Raw genomic sequence first — 16382 nt, 5'->3', positions numbered from 1 at the left:
GCTCCAGGGCGCGTCGATCATGAGGTTGGCGGCGCGACACGCCGTGGCGACCGCCGCCAACCTCATGATCGCCGAGGCGAGGCCCGGCCCAAACCGCCTGCCGTGGGCCGGGGCGCGGGGGCGGCGGTGCGGGCGTGTGCAGCGGAGTGCAGCAACCGACCAGCCCTCGGTCAGCGGGGGGCGAGGGCGAGCAGGAGGACGGTGGTCACCAGGCCGGCGGCGGCCACCAGGGTGATCGCGCGGGGGGTGAGCACGGCGTGCCGGCGGTCGGCCAGCAGCCGGGCCGGGGCCAGCCCCACCAGCGGCCCGAGCAGCGTGACCACGAGCGCCAGCACCGGCAGGCCGACCGCCAGGTCCCCGCTGGAGCCGTCGCCCAGCGCCCGCGCACCCATCCCCAGCGCGTACGCGACCAGCGCGCCGCCGATCCCGCAGCCCACCAGCAGCGGGTTCGCCGAGCCGGGCAGCTCGCCCGGCTGGCGGGTACGGTCCAGCACCTCACGCACCCCGTGCAGCAGCGGCACCGGGTCGCCGGTCGCGTCCCGGGCCGGCCCGGGCAGCTCGCCCAGTCGCCGCCCACCGGTGCCCACCCGGGCGCGCAGCTGCCCCCACAGGTGGGCGGCTTCGGCGTCGACCCGCTCCACCAGCTCCCGCGCCTCCGCCACCTCCGCCTCGGCCCGGCGGACCTGCTCGGTGGCCTCGGCCACCGCCCGGTCGGCGGCGGCGCACTGCTGCGCGTACCAGGTGTGCGCCTCGGCGCGCTGGGCGGCGACCCGGGCGGTCAGCTCGGCGAGCCGACGGATCTGGGCGGCGTACGTCTCACTGGCGACCGGTTCGTTCATCGCGATGGACCATAGGGGATGATCACCTGTCCGGTGCGGTGCACCGCCCGGTCGAAGTAGAGCCCACGCCACGGGCGCGGGTACCAGTCCGGGCCGCCGGTGCCCGGGTAGAGCGAGGAACCCAGCTCCGCGCCCTGCACGTCGAGCGCCACCCAGGCCCCGATCTGGTCGGTGCGCGCCGCCGGCCCGCCCAGGTCGACCCGCATCCGGGCCACCCCGCGCCACCAGGCCAGCACGTGCGTACGCCGTTCCGGCCCGTCGTGCAGGATCCGGCGCAGCTGCTCCAGCCCGGTGCGTCGGCCCGCCTTGCCGGCGAGCTGCCCGGCGGCCGCGTCGACCGCGTACAGCAGCAGGTAGTGCGGGCTGTGCGGGGTGCCCGGGGCACCGAGCGAGTCGCCCACCTCGGCCATCAGCTCCGGGACGGTCTCCTCGTCGTACCAGGCGGCGTCGTCGGCCAGGTCCTCGTAGAGGGCGCGGGCGGCCGGGTCGGCGTCGGGGTCGAGGCAGGCGATGGAGAACCGGGCGGTGCCGGGTCGGTGCTGCCGGGCCAGCGAGCGGGCGGCGGCGTCCAGCACCGCGCACGCCTCGTCCACCCGGGTGCCGAGCACGGCCAGGTTGCGCCCGGGCGCCCGGGGCAGCCGCAGCGCCGCCGAACGGGCCTGCACGTCGATGATCTCCCCGAGCAGCGCCACCGGGCTGCGCGGCACCCCCTGCTCGGGGGCGGCCAGCGCCCGGAAGTCCGGCGCCTCGGCCAGCCTCGGGATCGCGTCGCCGTCGAAGAGCCGGGCCGGGGCGGCGTCCTGCGGGCGCATCCGCCACAGCCGGTGCTGGAGTTCGCTCCACGTCTCCCAGTCGCTGGCCGACGGGATTCGGGCCACCTGGTTCCCCTCGATCAGCCCCGACTCGGCGTTCACCACCGCGTGGTGCCGGGGCAGCGACTGGGCCGCGTCGTTGCGCTCGGCCAGGATGCGCAGCGCCTTCGGCAGCGCGATCCGCAGGGTGAACTGGGCAACCAGGGCGGGCCGCCCCCACAGCGCCTCGATGCCGCGCACGTCCTGCGAGGCGAGCACCAGGTGGATGCCCTGCGACCGGCCCCGCCGGGCCAGGTCCTCCAGCAGGTCGGCGGCCTCCCGCGCGACCACGTCGCGGCCGGCCAGCAGCGCCTGGAACTCGTCGACCACGGCCACGATCCGTGGCCAGTGCCCGGTCGGGTCCACCGCGCGCAGCTCGGCCAGCTTGGTGACCTCGTGTTTCTTCGCCGCGTCCGCCCGGCGGCGCAGTTCCTCGGCGAGGAAACGGAGCAGCGCCAGCCCGAACTCCCGGTCGGTGTTCACGTTGATCCCGACCAGCCGCATGTGCGGCAGCCAGCTCGGGTCCCGCCGGCCCTGGGCGAACCGGGCGAAGGACACTCCCTCCTTGAAGTCCAGCAGATAGAACTCCAGCTCGGCGGGGGAGTAGCGGGCGGCGAGCGCGCCGATCCAGGCGAAGATCAGGTTGGTCTTGCCGGTGCCGGAGGGGCCGCCGATCAGCGCGTGCGGCGGGTAGTCGCCGAGGGTGAGCAGCACCTGCCGCCCGTGCGGGCCCTCGCCGATCGGGGCGGTCAGGGCGTGCGCCGAGTCCTCCCGCCAGTAGTCCTCGGGCGGGGGCAGCAGGTCGGTGAAGGGCGCCGGGGGTGGCCCGGCGTTGACCCGGGAGGCCGTCTCCCGGCAGGTCTCGGTGACCAGCCCGGCCGGGGGTGGGGCGTCGAGCACCACCGGCAGCCCGCCGATCCGGGCGTCGTCCGGCTCCACCACGACCCGGGTGACCGTGGGGTCGTCGGGCAGCTCGATGCCGCGGACCACCAGGTGCACCCCGCAGGCCACCCCGGTGCGCACCACCCGGTCCAGCTGGCCGCGCTCGTGCCGGGACAGCTCGTCACCGCCGAGCAGCACCGCCACCCGCCACGGCTCCGGCCGGCGGCCGGTGGCGGCGGCCAGCTCGCGCAGCGACGCGTACTCGCCGGCCAGCACGGTCTCGTTGATCCGGCGGATCTGCTCCACCAGGTCGTCCAGCAGCCGGCCCAGCCCGCCGGGGCCGACGAAGGTGAGCAGGCCGGCGGTGCCGAGCGGGGCGAACCCGGCCAGCCCGCCGCCCAGGTGCTCCGGGTCGTACCCGACGAGCCGGACGGTGCCCGGGTCGGCGCGCCCGACCGAGCGCAGCAGCAGGGCCGGCACCACCGCGGCGATGCCGTCCCGGTCGCCGCCGGCGAGCTGCACGTGGCCGGCGTCGAGCAGCGGCACCAGCGCCGGCACCGGCTCCGCGCCGGGGATGCGCACGGTGCCGACGCGTACCGCGCCGGGGGTCTCGGCGCGATCGGCCGGGGTCGGGTGCCACCGGTCCCACGGCGCGGACGCCGCGCCGGGCGCCTCCCGCTCGGCCGCGGCGGCGGCCCGCCGGGCCAGCTCGGCGATCCGGGCGCTGTGCCGGGCGTCGATCTCGGTCAGCCGGCGGTCGCGGGCGCCGCCCACCCGCTCGGGTACGGCCGCCGCGGCGCGCCGCACCCGGACCAGCCGGTCCCGGCGGGCGGCCAGTTCGGCGTCGGCGTCGGCCAGTCGGCTCCGGGTCGCCCCGAGGGCTTCGGAGAGCAGCCCCCGGACCCGCGACACCACCTGGGCCCGGACGTCAGCCATGCGTCTTCCGCTCGTCGGCCTCGGTGGGCAGGTCGCGACCGAGCCGGTCGAGCAGCACTGCGGTGACCACTCCGGCGGTGACCGCCGGATCCGCGGCGTGCGGCTGTTCCTGCTCGCCGGAACGGCGGGGCGGGGGCATCCGGCAGACCCGGGTCAGCAGGGTGTCCAGCACCGGCGGCGGCAGCCCCGGCAGCAGGTCGCGGACCCGACCGTCCACCTCCCGGCGCAGCCGGCCCAGGTCGTCGGCGCGGGGCGGGTGCCCGAGCAGCTCCCCGGCCAGGTCGCGCAGCAGCGGCGGGGCGACCGCGGCCAGCCCCAGCCCGACGTCGGCGTGCGCCCGGCGCAGCTCGGCGTGCAACCGGGCCCGGTCGCCGGAGCGGACCCCGGTCACCACCCGGCGCAGCAGCTCCCGGGAGTCGCCGACCCGCGCGTCCGGCTCGTCCGGCGCGCCCTCGCGGCCGCCGGTCAGCTCCGCCACCCGCACCGACCACCAGCGCCGCATCGCCGGTTCGGCCCCCTGCTCCGGTGCGCCGGCCGCCGCCGGCGGGGCCACCTCCCGCGGCGCGTCGTGCCGCGGCCGCCGCCCGGCGGTCGGCGGGGCGGGCGCGCCGTCGGCGGCCAGCCCGATCGCGGCCAGGTACGCGGACAGCTGCTCCTGGGCCACCCGCAGCGCGTACCCGGCGGTCTCGGCGTGCTCGGTCGCGGCGGACAGCTCGGGCACCCCCATCGGGTTCGCCGACTCCTGCCGCACCCAGCGCAGCCGCTCGGTGGCCTGGCCGAACTTCTCCAGCGCCGCGGCGAGCTGGGCCAGCGGCAGCTCCTCGGCGGCGGCCCGCACCTGCGCGCCGACGTCCTCGATGATGGACACGGCCGGCCCTAGAGGGTGGCGACGTAGAGCTGCGCCTGCTCGACCGCGACGAGTGTGGCGGCGAGGCACTCCTCCAGCTCCTGGCTGGCCTGGGTCAGCGACGCCTGGGCCGCCTCGACCGTCTCGTGCCCGCTGCCCTCCAGCGCGCCGGCCAGGGTCTGCTGCGCCTCGGCCAGCTTCTCGCCGGCCGCCTGCACAGCTGTCTGCCCGTCACCTATCTGCTGGAGGGCGACATCGATGGCTGCCTTCAGCTCGGCGACGCTCGCCACGGGGGACCTCCTGGGGGCAAGGGAGATCTCCATTACAACCCATCCCGGCGGGTGCACGAACATCCGCCCTCGCGGTGTTCCTGCCCGCCTGTCCGATCAGTCCCCTGACGTGCGCGGAGACCGTTTCGGCCGGGCGGCGCCGGTCCCACCGGCGAACCGGCTGGTCCCGTCCACGGGTCACCCCGCCGGGGCGTACCCCGGTCACCGCGCCGGCCCGCGGCGCTGGACGTCCTGGGGGAGCCAGCGTGGCCCGTGCACCTCGGCGCCCAGCGCGCCCACCCGGGCCCGCAGCTCCCGGTCGGCGGTGACCACCACCCGGCGCCGGTCCGGCGCCGCGGCGACCAGCTCGACCATGGTGTCGTCGCCGGAGCCGGGCGCGGCGACCACGACCACCCCCGGCGTGGCCGGCACGTCCCGGGCCGCGCCCTCCACCACCAGCACCACGTCCACCGGCGGCGGCAGCTCGGGCGGCACACCCCGGTCGGCCAGCGGCGCGAGCGCGTCGCGCAGCCGCGCCGCCGCCCCGGCCCGGTCCCGCCACCAGCCGTCCGGCCGCGAGCCCACCACGTTCGCGCCGTCGACGATCAGCAGCGGCCTGTCCTCCATGCCCCCACCCTGCCATCGACCCGGCTGCCGCCCCACTCCCGACCCGCTTGCGTTTGTCGCGCCGACCGCCGGGTAGCCACCGCCGACCGTGCCGCGCCAGTCGCCCGGCGGCCGTGCCCGTCCGAACAGCGGAGGACAGAGATGATGGGACCCGGTGACTTCGGCTCCGACCCGTGGGACGAGTTCCTGGCCCGGTACTTCGGCCGCGGCGAGGGGGGACGCCGACCGGCGCACCGGGTCGACATCACCCGGCTGATGACCGCCGACGCGCGGGAGATGCTGGCCGACGCGGCCCGGCGCGCGGCGCAGAAGCACAGCAACGACCTGGACACCGACCATCTGCTCTGGGCGGGGCTGCAGCGGGAGCCGCTGCGCGACCTGGTACGCCGGGCCGGCGCCGACCCGGACGCCCTGGTCAACGCCCTCGGCGGGCGCGGTGACGGGGCGCCCCGCGGCGAGGTGCCGCCGAACCTGTCGCTCACCCCGGCGGCCAAGCGGGCGCTGCTCGACGCCCACCAGCTCTCCCGGGCGATGGGCGCCAACTACATCGGCCCCGAACACATCCTGATGGCCCTGCCGCTGAATCCGGAGTCGCCGGCCGGCCGGATGCTCGCCGCGGGCCGGATTCAGCCGGAGTCGCTCCAGGCGGCCAGCGCGGAACGCGGCGGCGCCCCCCGTCCCGACCGTGGCACCCCCACCCTCGACCAGTACGGGCAGGACCTGACCGAACTGGCCCGCAACGACCAGATCGACCCGGTCATCGGCCGGGCGGACGAGATCGAGCAGGCCGTGGAGATCCTGTCCCGGCGGACCAAGAACAACCCGGTGCTGATCGGCGAGGCGGGCGTCGGCAAGACCGCGATCGTGGAGGGGCTGGCCGAGCGGATCTGCGACGGCGACGTGCCGCAGACCCTGATCGGCAAGCGGGTCATCCAGCTCGACCTGGCCGGCCTGGTGGCCGGCACCCGCTACCGGGGCGACTTCGAGGAACGGCTGAAGAAGGTGATCGACGAGATCCGGGCGCACAAGGACGAGTTGATCATCTTCCTGGACGAGATCCACACCCTGGTCGGCGCGGGCGGCGCCGGCAGCGAGGGCGGCATGGACGCCTCCAACATGCTCAAGCCCGCCCTGGCCCGCGGCGAGCTGCGGGTGATCGGCGCGACCACGCTGGACGAGTTCCGGCGCAGCATCGAGAAGGACGCCGCGCTGGCCCGCCGGTTCCAGCCGGTCTTCGTGCCCGAGCCGAGCGTCGAGGACACGATCACCATCCTGCGCGGCCTGCGGGACCGCTACGAGGCGCACCACCAGGTCCGCTTCACCGACGAGGCCCTCGTCGCCGCCGCCGAGCTCTCCGACCGCTACATCACCGACCGCTACCTGCCGGACAAGGCGATCGACCTGATCGACCAGGCCGGCGCGCGGGTCCGATTGCGTACCCGCACCCCGGCCGAGGACGTGCGCGACCTGGAGCGGCAGCTCGACGAGATGCGCCGCAACAAGGAGCAGGCGGTCGCCAGCGAGCAGTACGAGCGCGCCTCGGAGCTGCGCGACCGGGTGTCCGAACTGGAGGACCAGGTCCGCCGTGCGCGCGGGGAGGGCGAGAGCCCGAACGTGCCGACGGTCGGGCCGACGGAGATCGCCGAGGTGGTCTCCCGGGCCACCGGCATCCCGGTGAACCAGCTCACCGAGGAGGAGCGTGACCGGCTGCTGCGGCTGGAGGGGTACCTGCACGAGAAGGTCGTCGGCCAGGACGACGCGGTCAGCGCGGTGGCCGAGGCGGTGCGCCGCTCGCGTACCGGGCTGGCGGACCCGGACCGGCCGATGGGCAGCTTCCTCTTCCTCGGCCCCACCGGCGTCGGCAAAACGGAACTGGCCCGGGCCCTGGCCGAGGCGCTCTTCGGCGAGGCGGACCGGATGGTCCGGGTGGACATGAGCGAGTTCCAGGAGCGGCACACGGTCAGCCGGCTGGTCGGCGCCCCGCCCGGCTACGTCGGCTACGAGGAGGCCGGGCAGCTCACCGAAGCGGTGCGCCGCCGCCCGTACGCGGTGGTGCTGCTCGACGAGATCGAGAAGGCGCACCCGGATGTGTTCAACATCCTGCTCCAGGTGCTCGACGACGGCCGGCTCACCGACAGCCAGGGACGCACGGTCAACTTCAAGAACACCGTTCTGATCATGACCAGCAACCTGGGCTCGGAGATGATCACCGGCACCCAGCGCACGGTGGGCTTCGGCGTCGGCGAGCCCGGCCGGGAGCAGGAGGCCAGCGAACTGCGGGAGCGGCTGATGCGCCGGCTGCAGGAGAACTTCCGCCCCGAGTTCCTCAACCGGATCGACGAGGTGATCATCTTCCAGCGGCTGGAGGCCGAGCAGCTGCGGCAGATCACCGAGCTGATGCTGGAGGAGACCAAGCGCCGGCTGCACGCCCAGGACATCCGGGTCGAGTTCACCACGGCCGGCATCGACTGGCTGGCCGAGCACGGCTACCAGCCGGAGTTCGGCGCCCGTCCGCTGCGCCGGGTGATCCAGCGGGAGGTCGACAACCGGCTCTCCCGGATGCTGCTGGAACACCAGGTCTCGCCGGGCCAGAAGGTCGTGGTCGACGCCCGCGACGGTCAGCTGTCCGTCGACGTGGGCAGCGGGGACCGCGACTACGCCGCCGCCAGCACGTCGCACCCGCGGTGAAGCGGAAGCGGGACGAGATGACCGAACCGGAGGAGAGCCGGGAGGAAACCGAGCGGCGCGAACCGATCGTGAGCCCACCGACGGCGAACCCGTCCCGGGTGAAGGTGCCGCCGGAGGGCGTGAAGAAGCAGACCGAGGAGGGCGACCGGACACCGTCCGGGCCGCCGCCGGAAGAGGAGGCGTGATGGTACGCGAGACTCGCGTGGATCCCGAGGTCGACGTGATCTGGGACGACTTCCACGCCCTGGTGAACGTCCCCTCCGAGCAGTTGCGCCAGTGGCTGCTGACCCGCGGTTCGGGCGAGGAGTCGTTCGGCCCCGCCCCGAACATGGACCTGCCCGAGCCGGGCCGGCACATCCTGCGGGTGCTGAGCAAGCGCAAGGTGGACCTCACCCGGGAGGACATCGAGGTGATGCAGGAGGCGATCGACCGCATCCAGTCCCTCATCGACGCCCGGCCGAGCGGGGGCAACAGCGACAACGAGTGGCGGTACTCGCTGCTCGACCTCGGGCACGACGTCCTGGTCGAACGCTGACCGGACCAGCCGACGGCACCCGGGCCAGCCCGGGTGCCGTCCGCGTACCTGTTGTTACTCGGACGATTCCATGCTGGGCAGCTCCAGGCCGGCGGCGTCGGCGGCGGCCTGCCGGTCGGTGCGGGCCCGTTCCTCCCGGCTGAGCAGGTTGGCGTACTCGGTGATGTCCGCCGCGTCGGGCACCTCCGGCAACCGGCGCAGGAACGCCTCCAGGTCGGCGGAGGCGGCGGTGTGCGCGGCGGCGGCCTGGCGCAGCAGCTCCCGCTGGTCGGCGGCGGGGTACAGATCAGTCATGTCGCCGTGATACCCGCGCTCAGGCGGTTCGCACCCCGTCGGCGACCGCCACCTGCGCGCCGAATTCGGGATGACCCAGCAGCCAGGCCAGATAGTCCGGGTGCGGCGCCAGCGCGTCGGTGTACGCCGCCACCGCCGTCTCGAGCACCGTCTCGGCGACCCGGGCGGCCGGCGCGTCCGGGTGCCAGCCCAGCAGCAGCCGCCAGCGCAGCGGCGTGCCGGCCAGCCGGCGGGTCACCAGGCCGGCGACCGGCCGGAAGGTGGCCTGGCACAGGCCCACCGCCGCGCCGGCGTCAACCAGGTCCATGCAGCCGCGCACGTCCGTCTCGTACACCTTGCGGGGGGTGAAGCCGGCCCGGGCGCAGGCGGCGGCGAAGCAGTCACCGAAGCAGCCCTCCCCCGGGGCCGCCACCCACTGCTCGCGCCGCAGGTCGACCAGGCGCACCTCGTCCCGGCCGGCCAGCGGATGGGTCTGCGGCAGCAGCACGAAGATCGGGTCGACGGCGACCTCCCGCCAGCTCAGCCCGAACTCCGCCGACGGGGCGGCGTCCCCGCACACCCCGGTCAGCGCGAAGTCGAGCCGGCCGCCGGTCACCAGTTGGGCCAGCTCGTCCACCGACCAGGACGCGTACGTGGTGATCCGCACGTCGGGCTGCTCGGCGGTGAGCCGGTGCACCAGCCGGCCGAGGATCGGGCTGTTCACGCCGCCGAACCGGTACCGGCTCGGCGGGTCGGCCGCCCCGGCCAACCGGGCCGCCTCGTCCTGCAGGCCCTTCATGGCGGGCAGCAGCACCCGGGCCCGGTCGAGCACCAGCTCGCCCAGCGCGGTGGGGCGGGCGCCGCGGCGGTCCCGGTCGAACAGCGGACCGCCGAGGGCCCGCTCGATGCGCTGGAGCTGGGCGGTCAGCGCCGGCTGGGCCAGGCCGAGCATCGAGGCGGCCTTGGTGACGCTTCCCGTCTCCGCGATCGCGCAGACCACCCGCAGATGTCGCAGCTCCAGATTCATACGGTGACGGTAGGACCACGAACGGGTATGCGGAAGGGTTCGTCCGCCATCGATGTGCGCCGATCAGTCGGCCGCCCCCGGCTCACCGCTCGCCGGCCGCTCCAGATCGGACAGCTGGGTACGCCGGCCGGTCACCGCGTCGCGGACCTTGTCCAGCACCCCCACCGCCGGCTCGACGACCTTGTTCCAGGGTGGACTGGCCGGGGTGCCCGGGTGCGGCCGGGTCGGCGCCGCCTCCTCGGCGATCTCCCACCGGTTGCCCAGCCGGATCAGCTCGGCGTCGGTGGCCACCTCGCGCAGCGGCGCCACCAGCGCGGCGACCCGGTCGACGTGCCGGCGGACCCGGTCGGCCACCTCGGCCAGCGCCGGATCGTCCGGCCCGGACAGGTCCCGCAGGGCGGTGAGCAGCGCGGCGTCCGCCTCGATCTCCCGGTCCACCAGTTCGGCGCTGTCCGGCACGGCGGCCCGGGCGGCGGGGAAGAGGTACTGCTCCTCGGCGGACAGGTGCCGGGACACCGCGGCGGTGAGCACGTCGAGCACCTCCCGCCGGCGCTCGGCGGGCAGGTCCGGGTCGGTGACCTGCCCGGCCAGGCCGAGCAGCGCGCCGTGCTCCCGCGTCACCAGGTCGGCCACGCTCCGGCCGCCCGGCCGGTACACGTCGTCGGCGGCGGGCGGCAGCGGCGGCAGGGGGACGGTCATGGTGCCCTCCTCGGCTGGTGGCCGGCGGGGGACCGGCGGGGGTCGCCGGCCCGGGTGAGCGTTGCGGAGACGCCAGCGGCGGTACCCGTCCGCGACATCCGCGAAACCGTGCGCGGGCGGGGGTGGACGCCTCGGGGCCGGCTGGTATGAAGAAGCGATGACGAGCGACGCCGCCTCCGCCCGACCCGACCCCACCGACGAGGTCGTGGACCTCTGCCGCGACCTGCTGCGCATCGACACCACCAACACCGGGGACAACGACACCAGCGCCGGGGAGCGCCGCGCCGCGGAGTACGTCGCCGAGAAGCTCGTCGAGGTCGGCGTCGACGCGGAGATCCACGAGTCCGCGCCGGGCCGGGCCAACCTGGTCGCCCGGATCCCCGGCACCGACCCGGGCCGGGACGCGCTGCTGGTGCACGGCCACCTCGACGTGGTGCCCGCCGACCCCGACGAGTGGTCGGTGCACCCGTTCTCCGGCGAACTCCGCGACGGCTACCTGTGGGGTCGCGGCGCGATCGACATGAAGGACTTCGACGCGATGGTGCTCGCCGTGGTCCGCGGCTGGCAGCGCGCCGGGGTGCGCCCGTCGCGGGACATCGTGCTCGCCTTCACCGCCGACGAGGAGGCCGGCAGCGACTACGGCGCGCACTTCCTCGCCCAGCGGCACCGGGACCTCTTCGCCGGCTGCACCGAGGCCATCGGCGAGGTCGGCGGCTTCTCCTACTCCGTCGACGAGCAGCGGCGGCTCTACCTCATCGAGACCGCCGAGAAGGGCATCGACTGGCTGCGCCTGCATGTCAAGGGACGGCCTGGCCACGGTTCGATGGTGCACGACGACAATGCGGTCACCGCGCTCGCCGAGGCGGTCGCCCGGGTCGGCCGGCACCGCTTCCCGGTGGTGGTCACCGACACCGTGCGGGCGTTCCTCGAAGAGGTCTCCGACGTGCTCGGCATCGAGATCGACCCGGAGGACCCGGAGACCGCGATCGCCAAACTGGGCCCGATCGCCAACCTCATCGGCGCGACCATCCGCAACACCGCCAACCCGACCCGGCTGGCCGCCGGCTACAAGGACAACGTCATTCCCGGCCGGGCCACCGCCACCATCGACTGCCGCAGCCTGCCCGGGCAGTCGGAGCTGCTGGAGCGGCAGCTGCGCGAGCTGATCGGCCCGGACATCGCCATCGAGTACATCCAGCGCCAGCCGGCGCTGGAGACCACGTTCGACGGCGACCTGGTCGACGCCATGTCCGCCGCGCTGCGCGCCGAGGACCCGGGCGCCCGCCCGGTGCCGTACATGCTCTCCGGCGGGACCGACGCCAAGGCGTTCTCGCAGCTCGGCATCCGCTGCTTCGGCTTCGCGCCGCTGCGGCTGCCCGCCGACCTCAACTTCTCCGGCCTGTTCCATGGCATCGACGAGCGGGTTCCGGTGGACGGACTACAGTTCGGCGTGCGGGTTCTCGACCGGTTCCTCCGCAGTTGCTAACCGTGTCCGTCACGTCACCGTCGGCGCGGAATCTCCCCCATCCCGAAGGGACTGCCTCACATGACCGACCAGCACGGTGAGCTGGACGCCGCCCTGGAGCGGGTGATCGACGCGGCGCGGGCCCACCTGGCCGCCGTCCGTGCCGCCCAGGGCCGGATCGACGACGACAACGTCTGGCAGGCGTACGTCGCTCTGAACAACGCCTCGTTCGCCTACGACGAGCAGCTGCTCGACGCGTTCGGCGAGGTGACCCCGTGGGACGTGGAGTCGATCGACCCGAACGAGGCCGACGAGCGCTTCGGCGGCGTCGAGGGGGTGGAGGCCACCGATCCGCACCCGCGGGTCATCTCGGTGCGGCAGCGCCGGGACTACCGGGTGCCGAGCGTGTCCGCCCTGATCCGGGCGGCCGAGGCGGCCCGCCGGGAGGGCACCCCCGAGGAGGACGAGCCGGCCCCGGTCGAGGGGGTCGGCGAGGCCGTGCTGGAGCTGCTGCAGAGCGGGGACGGCTCGCTCAGCGCGCTGGACGTCCCCGAGCTGGAGCCGCTCGACGGCCTGGTCATGGTCAGCGAGGTCAGCAACCCCGTCGACCTGGAGTCGTTCGACGACGACGACGCGGTCGGCCCGTTCCAGCCCACGGCCGACGACCGTCTCGTGGGCCGGCTCGACGAACACCCGTTCCTGGAGCTCGACGAGGAACACGACCACGCGCACTGAGCCGCGCCGCCCCGGGGCCCGACCATCCGGTGCGGGCCCCGGGGCGTACCGCGTCGTCCCGGTCCGGCCGCCCTCAGTACGACAGGCCCGGCTGCGGCTGGTTGACCCGGCGGCGGCGCAGCATCACCTGCCGCGTCCCGTCCCGGTACAGCCGCACCCGGGCCAACTCCCATCCGGAGAACTCCGCCTGGATCGCCAGCTGCGCCGCGGCGGTCAACCGGTCGACATTCGCGGGCAACCGCAGCGGCGCGTATTCGTAGTCCATGGCCTCTATGCTGCCCAGCCCGGTGGCCCATCGCCAACCCCCTGAGTGACCGGCGTCGCTGGCCGGCGGGCAGGTAGGTCCTCAGCCGTCCCGTTCCGGATAGCCCACCGGCACCGCCGAGACGTCGTCGAGCGCGGTGACGATCTCCTCCGGCAGGGTCATCCGCTCCACCTGCAAAGCGCCGAGGAGTTGCCCCACGGTGCGGGCGCCGAGGATCGGCGCGGTCACCCCCGGGCGGTCCCGGATCCAGGCCAGCGCCACCTCCAGCGGCGAGACGCCCAGCCCGCTGGCCGCGGTGGCGACCGCCTCCACGATGCTGGAGCAGCGCGGCTCCAGGTAGGTGGCGACGAAACGCTCGAAGTGCGGCGACGCGGCCCGGGAATCGGCCGGGCGGCCGTGCCGGTACTTGCCGGTGAGCACCCCGCGGCCCAGCGGCGACCAGGGCAGCACGCCCAGCCCCAACGCCGCGCAGGCGGGCAGCACCTCGCGCTCCACGCCCCGCTCCAGCAGCGAGTACTCCACCTGCGCGGCGACCACCGGGGCACGCCCCGGCCAGGCGGCCTGCCAGGCGGCGGCCCGGGCGGTCTGCCAGCCGGAGAAGTTCGACACCCCGACGTACCGGGCCTTGCCGCTGGACACCGCGTGGTCCAGCGCGGCCAGGGTCTCCTCCAGCGGGGTGTCCGGGTCGTACCCGTGCACCTGCCAGAGATCGACGTGGTCGGTGCCGAGCCGGCGCAGCGACGCCTCCAGCGTCCGCAGCAGGTGCCCCCGGGAGTTGTCCCGGCGCCGGCCGCTGCCCGGCCGCAGCCCCGCCTTGGTGGCGATGAGCAGCTCGTCGCGGGGCACCAGGCCGCCCAGCAGCGAGCCGATCACCGACTCGGCGTCGCCGTCGGCGTAGACGTCGGCGGTGTCGACGAGGTTGCCGCCCGCGTCGAGGTAGCTCTTCAACTGGGCGGCCGCGTCGTCGGCGTCGGTGTCCCGTCCCCAGGTCATGGTGCCGAGCGCGAGCCGCGAAACCGCCAGCCCGCTTCGGCCGAGCGGTCGCTGTTGCATGGGTGAACCTTATTTCGAACGTCGCGTCACGGATATCCTCGCCCGGAGTCAAGTTCCTGCTCCACCGTCCGGCCCGGGTTGTGACGCGTTCGGGGTGAGCCGGTGATCGGCTCGGCCACCCGTATTGCGTAACCTGATGCGACCTGTGGTGCGGACGGTGGGAGGACCAGTGCGACTCGGGCTCAGCCTCGGATACCAGACGGCGTGGAGCACGCCGGCCGATCATCTGGCCCTGGCCCAGGAGGCAGACCGGCTCGGCTACTCGGTGGTGTGGGCGGCGGAGGCCTACGGCTCCGACTCGCCGAGCATGCTGGCATGGATCGCCGGCCAGACCGAGCGGATCGACGTGGGCAGCGCGGTGATGCAGATCCCCGCCCGCACCCCGGCGATGACCGCGATGACCGCCGCCACCATCGACACCCTCTCCGGCGGCCGGTTCCGGCTCGGCCTGGGCGTCTCCGGCCCGCAGGTCTCCGAGGGCTGGCACGGCGTCCGCTTCGCCAAGCCCCTGGCCCGCACCCGGGAGTACGTCGACATCGTGAAGCTGGCGATCGCCCGCAAGGAGGTCGCGTACGACGGCGAGCACTACACACTGCCGCTGCCGGACGGCCCGGGCAAGGCACTCCGGTTGGGCTTCCACCCGCCCCGCGAGCACATCCCGATCTACCTGGCCGCCGTCGGCCCGAAGAACCTGGAACTGGCCGGCGAGATCGCCGACGGCTGGCTCGCCGTCTTCTACGCACCCGAGTTCGCCGAGGAGCAGCTCGCCGCCGTCCGGGCCGGCCGGGCCCGGATCGGCCAGGAACTGGCCGGCTTCGACGTGGTGCCCAGCGTCCCCGTGGTGGTCGGCGAGGACGTCGCCTCCTGCGCCGAGCTGGTCCGCTGGTACGCCGCCCTCTACGTGGGCGGCATGGGCAGCCGGCAGCAGAACTTCTACAACCAGCTCGCCATTCGGATGGGCTACGGCGACGCCGCCCGAGAGGTGCAGGACCTCTACCTCGCCAAGCGGCAGCGCGACGCCGCCGCCGCGGTGCCGACCGAGTTCATCGACCGCACCTCGCTGCTCGGTCCGAAGGAGCGCATCGCCGAGCGGATGCAGGAGTACGCGGACGCGGGCGTCACCACCCTGTCGGTGACCCTCTTCGTGGCCGACCGGGAGAGCGGTGTGCAGACCCTGCGGACCGTCGCCGAGGCCCTGGAACTGTCCGGAGTCGGCGAGTGACCTGGGTCGAGGCCATCGTCCTGGGCATCGTCCAGGGGCTCACGGAATTCCTGCCCGTCTCGTCCTCCGGGCACCTGCGGATCACCTCCGCGATCTTCTTCGGCCGGGACGCCGGCGCGTCGTTCACCGCGGTGACCCAGCTGGGCACCGAGGCGGCGGTGCTCATCTACTTCTTCAAGGACATCTGGCGGATCGTCCGTACCTGGTTCGTCGGCCTGTGGGACCCCTCGGTCCGGTCCAGCCTCGACTACCGGATGGGCTGGTACGTCATCATCGGCACCATCCCGATCGGCGTGTTCGGGCTGTTGTTCAAGGACGCGATCCGCGACACGGCCCGGAACCTGTACCTGATCTCCTTCACGCTGATCTTCTTCGCGCTGGTGCTGGCCTTCGCCGAGTACTGGGGACGGCAGACCCGCACGCTGGAGAACTTCCGGATGCGCGACGGCGTCGTCATGGGCTTCGCCCAGGCGATGGCGCTCATCCCCGGCGTGTCCCGGTCCGGTGGCACGCTCACCTTCGGCCTGCTGCTGAACCTCACCCGGGAGACGGCGGCCCGGTACTCGTTCCTGCTGGCCATTCCGGCCGTGGTGCTGTCCGGCGTGTTCAGCCTGGGCGACGTCTTCGAGCCCGCCGAGCCGGGCACTGCGGCACCCAGCGTGGCCCAGATGGTGGTCGCCACGGTGATCGCCTTCGCCATCGGCTATGCGGCCATCGCCTGGCTGCTGCGCTACGTCGCCCATCACACCCTGTACCTCTTCGTGCTGTACCGGGTGGCGCTCGGCACCCTCGTCCTGTGCCTGCTCCTCACCGGGACGATCAGCGCGACCTGATCGGCGCCAGACGGAGACGCTGCTGGCCGGCACCCGGGTTCGGGGTGCCGGCCAGCAGCGTCTGTTGCTTTGATCCGGTTGTCAGCTGTTCCAGTACTGGGCGACCAGATCGGCGGCCTGCTGCTCCCACTGGGCGTAGGCGTCCGGGTACGCCGACACCTGCACCGTCTGCGCCGCCTGGGTCAGGGGCATGTCCTGCCACCCGTCGACCTGCTTGAGGCCCTTCAGGAACGCGGTGGTCGAGTACTCCGGATCGGTGATCTGCTCCGGGGTACCCCAACCCGAGCTCGGGCGCTGCTGGAACAGGCCCAGCGAGTCGTGGTCGTTGGCGTCGCC

17 protein-coding genes and 1 pseudogene are annotated in these 16382 nt (G+C 74.3%); 7 read left to right on the top strand and 11 right to left on the bottom strand.

The annotated features are described in order from the left end of the window. Positions 1-170: 170 nt before the first annotated feature. The 5 genes from ACY34I_RS29995 to ACY34I_RS29975 all read right to left on the bottom strand — a co-directional run bounded on the left by ACY34I_RS29995 (position 171) and on the right by ACY34I_RS29975 (position 5251). Positions 171-839, bottom strand: coding sequence for a hypothetical protein (locus ACY34I_RS29995; protein WP_462758415.1), 669 nt, complete (start codon positions 837-839; stop codon positions 171-173). After that, the gene (locus ACY34I_RS29990; RefSeq protein ID WP_462758414.1) at positions 836-3508 is read right to left on the bottom strand and encodes an FtsK/SpoIIIE domain-containing protein; all 2673 of its coding nucleotides are present in this window, start codon (positions 3506-3508) and stop codon (positions 836-838) included. Before ACY34I_RS29990 ends, ACY34I_RS29995 begins: the two co-directional genes overlap by 4 nt. Beyond that, the gene (locus tag ACY34I_RS29985) at positions 3501-4376 is read right to left on the bottom strand and encodes a hypothetical protein (RefSeq protein ID WP_462758413.1); all 876 of its coding nucleotides are present in this window, start codon (positions 4374-4376) and stop codon (positions 3501-3503) included. The genes ACY34I_RS29990 and ACY34I_RS29985 overlap by 8 nt, the downstream gene beginning before the upstream one ends. Before the next feature lie 8 nt (positions 4377-4384). After that, positions 4385-4645 (bottom strand): hypothetical protein, encoded by a 261-nt coding sequence (locus ACY34I_RS29980; protein WP_030504016.1) that lies wholly within the window; start codon positions 4643-4645, stop codon positions 4385-4387. Between the two features lie 201 nt (positions 4646-4846). Then, positions 4847-5251, bottom strand: a complete 405-nt coding sequence (locus ACY34I_RS29975; RefSeq protein WP_462758412.1) for a hypothetical protein — start codon at positions 5249-5251, stop codon at positions 4847-4849. 141 nt (positions 5252-5392) lie between these two features. Here ACY34I_RS29975 and ACY34I_RS29970 point away from each other — a divergent pair, with 141 nt between their 5' ends. The 3 genes from ACY34I_RS29970 to ACY34I_RS29960 are packed head-to-tail and all read left to right on the top strand — an operon-like array spanning position 5393 to position 8474. Beyond that, positions 5393-7939: an ATP-dependent Clp protease ATP-binding subunit gene (locus tag ACY34I_RS29970; protein ID WP_148803759.1), complete on the top strand. Its 2547-nt coding sequence runs from the start codon at positions 5393-5395 to the stop codon at positions 7937-7939. Between the two features lie 17 nt (positions 7940-7956). Next, positions 7957-8124 carry a hypothetical protein gene (locus tag ACY34I_RS29965; protein ID WP_462758411.1) on the top strand — a complete coding sequence of 56 codons (168 nt, stop codon included), beginning with the start codon at positions 7957-7959 and terminating at the stop codon, positions 8122-8124. After that, entirely contained in the window at positions 8124-8474 is a 351-nt protein-coding gene (locus ACY34I_RS29960; RefSeq protein ID WP_148803757.1) for a DUF3140 domain-containing protein, read from the top strand. Before ACY34I_RS29965 ends, ACY34I_RS29960 begins: the two co-directional genes overlap by 1 nt. A gap of 54 nt (positions 8475-8528) precedes the next feature. Here the strand turns inward: ACY34I_RS29960 and ACY34I_RS29955 are convergent, their stop codons facing one another. From ACY34I_RS29955 to ACY34I_RS29945, 3 genes are all read right to left on the bottom strand, one after another. Continuing rightward, positions 8529-8768 (bottom strand): hypothetical protein, encoded by a 240-nt coding sequence (locus tag ACY34I_RS29955; RefSeq protein ID WP_462758410.1) that lies wholly within the window; start codon positions 8766-8768, stop codon positions 8529-8531. Between the two features lie 19 nt (positions 8769-8787). Beyond that, on the bottom strand, positions 8788-9774 hold the full coding sequence (locus ACY34I_RS29950; RefSeq protein WP_462758408.1) for a LysR family transcriptional regulator: 987 nt from the start codon (positions 9772-9774) through the stop codon (positions 8788-8790). 63 nt (positions 9775-9837) lie between these two features. Then, positions 9838-10473, bottom strand: coding sequence for a hemerythrin domain-containing protein (locus ACY34I_RS29945; protein ID WP_462758406.1), 636 nt, complete (start codon positions 10471-10473; stop codon positions 9838-9840). A gap of 157 nt (positions 10474-10630) precedes the next feature. Here ACY34I_RS29945 and ACY34I_RS29940 point away from each other — a divergent pair, with 157 nt between their 5' ends. Together ACY34I_RS29940 and ACY34I_RS29935 are read left to right on the top strand one after the other, a co-directional pair. Next, positions 10631-11959, top strand: coding sequence for a M20/M25/M40 family metallo-hydrolase (locus ACY34I_RS29940; RefSeq protein ID WP_462758405.1), 1329 nt, complete (start codon positions 10631-10633; stop codon positions 11957-11959). Positions 11960-12019: 60 nt separating this feature from the next. Further along, a complete protein-coding gene (locus ACY34I_RS29935) occupies positions 12020-12673 on the top strand; it encodes a hypothetical protein (RefSeq protein WP_462758404.1) in 654 nt (217 codons plus the stop codon). A 73-nt stretch (positions 12674-12746) separates the two neighbouring features. Here the strand turns inward: ACY34I_RS29935 and ACY34I_RS29930 are convergent, their stop codons facing one another. After that, positions 12747-12938, bottom strand: coding sequence for a DUF5703 family protein (locus ACY34I_RS29930; protein WP_073838148.1), 192 nt, complete (start codon positions 12936-12938; stop codon positions 12747-12749). A gap of 81 nt (positions 12939-13019) precedes the next feature. Continuing rightward, a complete protein-coding gene (locus ACY34I_RS29925; protein WP_148803745.1) occupies positions 13020-13991 on the bottom strand; it encodes an aldo/keto reductase in 972 nt (323 codons plus the stop codon). Positions 13992-14160: 169 nt separating this feature from the next. Here ACY34I_RS29925 and ACY34I_RS29920 point away from each other — a divergent pair, with 169 nt between their 5' ends. Together ACY34I_RS29920 and ACY34I_RS29915 are read left to right on the top strand one after the other, a co-directional pair. After that, positions 14161-15213, top strand: coding sequence for an LLM class F420-dependent oxidoreductase (locus ACY34I_RS29920; protein WP_462758402.1), 1053 nt, complete (start codon positions 14161-14163; stop codon positions 15211-15213). Then, positions 15210-16046, top strand: coding sequence for an undecaprenyl-diphosphate phosphatase (locus ACY34I_RS29915; protein WP_148803741.1), 837 nt, complete (start codon positions 15210-15212; stop codon positions 16044-16046). Before ACY34I_RS29920 ends, ACY34I_RS29915 begins: the two co-directional genes overlap by 4 nt. Before the next feature lie 81 nt (positions 16047-16127). Here ACY34I_RS29915 and ACY34I_RS29910 read toward each other — a convergent pair. After that, positions 16128-16382 (bottom strand): annotated as a pseudogene (locus ACY34I_RS29910) (hypothetical protein); the annotation flags it as partial.

The organism is Micromonospora sp. RTBAU3-60 (assembly GCF_054963695.1).
This window is presented reverse-complemented; position numbering and strand designations above follow the sequence as displayed.